At 68.5% G+C, this 2,840-nt stretch carries 3 protein-coding genes; 1 reads left to right on the forward strand and 2 read right to left on the reverse strand.

What is annotated here, in order from left to right:
• Positions 1-1,331, forward strand: a 1,331-nt coding sequence (locus tag T281_RS16765) for a phenylalanine--tRNA ligase subunit beta (protein WP_037242187.1), incomplete at its 5' end; no start/stop codon positions are given.
• Between the two features lie 57 nt (positions 1,332-1,388).
• Here T281_RS16765 and T281_RS16770 read toward each other — a convergent pair.
• On the reverse strand, positions 1,389-2,405 hold the full coding sequence (locus T281_RS16770; protein WP_052037617.1) for a formylglycine-generating enzyme family protein: 1,017 nt from the start codon (positions 2,403-2,405) through the stop codon (positions 1,389-1,391).
• A gap of 154 nt (positions 2,406-2,559) precedes the next feature.
• A partial coding sequence (locus T281_RS16775; protein WP_037242190.1) for a prolyl oligopeptidase family serine peptidase occupies positions 2,560-2,840 on the reverse strand: 281 nt, incomplete at its 5' end.

The following is a 2,840-nucleotide window of genomic DNA, read 5'->3' on the forward strand; positions in this document are numbered from 1 at the left end:
GCTTCGAGCGCGGCATCGATCCGCAAAGCCAGTTCGAGGGGCTGGCGCTGGCAACGAAGCTGATCCTCGACTTCTGCGGCGGCGAGGCGAGCGAGGTGGTATCGGCTGGCGTGGCCCCGTCCGGCAAGCCCGCCGTGTCGTTCGATCCGGCGCTCGTGCAGAAGCTGTCTGGCGCGCGCTTCTCGGGTGCGGAAATCGCCACGGCGCTGAAGCATCTCGGCTTCACCATCGCGGGCACCGGCCCAGCTTTCACCGTCACCCCGCCATCATGGCGGCCGGATATCAACGGCGCGGCCGACCTCGTGGAAGAGGTGGTGCGGCTTTCCGGCGCCGAGCGCATCCCCTCGACGCCGCTGCCGCGCGATCCCGGCATTGCCCGCGCCGTGCTCACTCAGAGCCAGAAGCGCGTGCTCGCCGCGCGCCGCACACTCGCCACGCGCGGCATCGTCGAAGCCGTTACGTGGTCATTCATCTCCGAAGCCGAGGCGCGCCACTTCGGCGGCGGTGCCGCGGCGCTGAAGCTCGCCAACCCGATCTCCAGCGAAATGACCGACATGCGGCCGAGCCTCCTGCCCGGCCTTCTGGAAGCGGCGCGCGCGAACGCCAATCGCGGGTTCGCGGATGTTGCGCTGTTCGAGATCGGCCAGTTTTTCCGAGGCGCTCGGCCCGAGGATCAGGCGAACGCGGCGAGCGGCGTCCGCACCGGCACAGCTCGAATCGGCGGCGCGGGCCGCCATTGGGACGGCGCGGCAAAGCCGGTCGATGTGTTCGACGCCAAGGCGGACGCGCTCGCCGTGCTCGAAGCGCTGGGCCTCGACCCCGCCCGCGTGCAGGTCACACGCGAAGCGCCCGCATGGTATCATCCCGGCCGCTCGGGCGCGCTGAAGCTCGGGCCGAAGACCGTTCTCGGCCATTTCGGCGAGCTTCACCCCGAGACGCTGAAGGTGCTCGACATTTCCGGCCCTGTCGCCGTGTTTGAAATCTTCCTCGACGCCGTGCCCGCGCCGCGCAAGAAGGGCACAGCCAAGGGCGCGCTCGTCGTCTCCGGCTTCCAGCCCGTGCAGCGCGACTTCGCCTTCCTCGTCGACAAGGACATCGAGGCCGCAGCTGTTCTGCGCGCCGCCGAGGGTGCCGAGAAGGCGCTCATCAGCCGCGTCGCCGTGTTCGACGTGTTCGAGGGCAAGGGCGTGCCGGATGGCAAAAAGTCGCTCGCCATCGAGGTGACGCTCACGCCGCCCGACCGCACGCTGACGGAAGCCGAGATCGAGGCCGTATCGCAGAAGGTCATCGCGCAGGTGCAGAAGGCGACCGGCGCGGAGCTACGCGGGTAGCGACTGCGTTGAAGTGGCCCGTCAGAGCGCGTGACGCGCTGACGGGCAAGTTACGTGTCAGGCAATAGACCGCGCGACGCGGAAGCCGTAATAGCCGAGGCGAATGTCGCCATAGAGCCTCGAACGGCTCGCCGCGCGAAGGAATTGCGGGCCGTCGTTCCACGAGCCACCGCGCAGCACATGGCCGGAATTGCCGTTGACCTGCGGGCCGCCGCTCGCCTTCAGATGGTCCTTCTTTTCCCAGTAGCCGCGGTGCCACTGATCTGCGCACCATTCCGAGACATTGCCGTGGACCTGATACAGGCCCCACGGATTCGCCTCGAACTCCAGCACCGGCACCGTGCCCCTGCGATGCACGCCCGCCTCGCCGCCGCCTTCGTAGACGTGCGTGCCGTTGTAGTTCGCCTGCTCCGGCGTGATCGAGGCGCCCCACCAGAACGGCGTCGTTGTCCCTGCGCGGGCGGCATATTCCCATTCGGCCTCGGACGGCAGCCGGTACTGCTTGCGCGTGATCTTGCTGAGCCATTCCACATAGGCGGCGGCGTCCTTCCAACTCACGCCGATGATGGGGTGACTGTCATCCTGCGCGAAGCCGTGATTGCGCAGCGTGCCCGCGTCGTGGCCTGTCGCCGCGACGAACGCCTTGAACTCTCTGCGCGTAACCGCCGCGCGCCCGATGGCGAACGGCTTCGGGATGGTCGTCTCGTGTTGCGGGCTTTCCGCGCCGACTTCCCACGCCTCGCGCTGCGGTTCGTCGTTCGGCGCGCCCTGCAGGAAGCGGCCCGAAGGCACGACGACAAGTTCCGGTCCGTGCTCCATGTCCGTGAACCACTCGGTCTTGCCCGCGCCCGGCAGGAACCAGCGCCCGTGCTCGTTCGTAGGATGCGGCGCGTCGACCTCGATCCGGCCTTCCTCGCGGTAGAGCGCTTCGAGACGTTCGCGCTCGGCGCGTTCTTCCTCAGTTTCGACGCGGACGGGCGCGGCGGGAGCCTCCACCACGGGCGCGAACGCCGGAAGGTCGTCAGCGGCCGCAGACCGCGATCCGAAGATGATCGAAAGAATTGAACGGCCCATTTCCCGGCTCCCTTGCCCGCCTCTGCGGCCCGCCCGTTCCACGCCGAACGGCGGAGCCGCTGAAAATCGTATCCTGCCCATCGGTTACGCCAAGCAGGGGGCGAGCGCAAGACGGAGGCGGCGATAGCGTCAACGCGGCCCGGCTGCGGCGCGGCTACACGCCCGCGCCGCCCGTCACCTTCACCGCGAAGGCATAGGCAAGCGCGTCCTCCTTCAACTGCTCGAAGCGGCCGGACGCGCCGCCGTGGCCCGCGTCCATGTTGATCTTGAGCAGCAGGAGATTGCGGTCCGTCTTCGTCGCGCGGAGCTTCGCCGCCCATTTCGCGGGCTCCCAATAGGTCACGCGGGGATCGGTGAGCCCGCCCGTGATGAGCGTCGCCGGATAGGCTTGCGCGCGCACATTGTCGTAGGGCGAGTAGGCCGCAATGGTGCGGT

The organism is Rhodomicrobium udaipurense JA643 (assembly GCF_000636015.1).
GTDB classification, from domain to species: Bacteria; Pseudomonadota; Alphaproteobacteria; order Rhizobiales; family Rhodomicrobiaceae; genus Rhodomicrobium; species Rhodomicrobium udaipurense.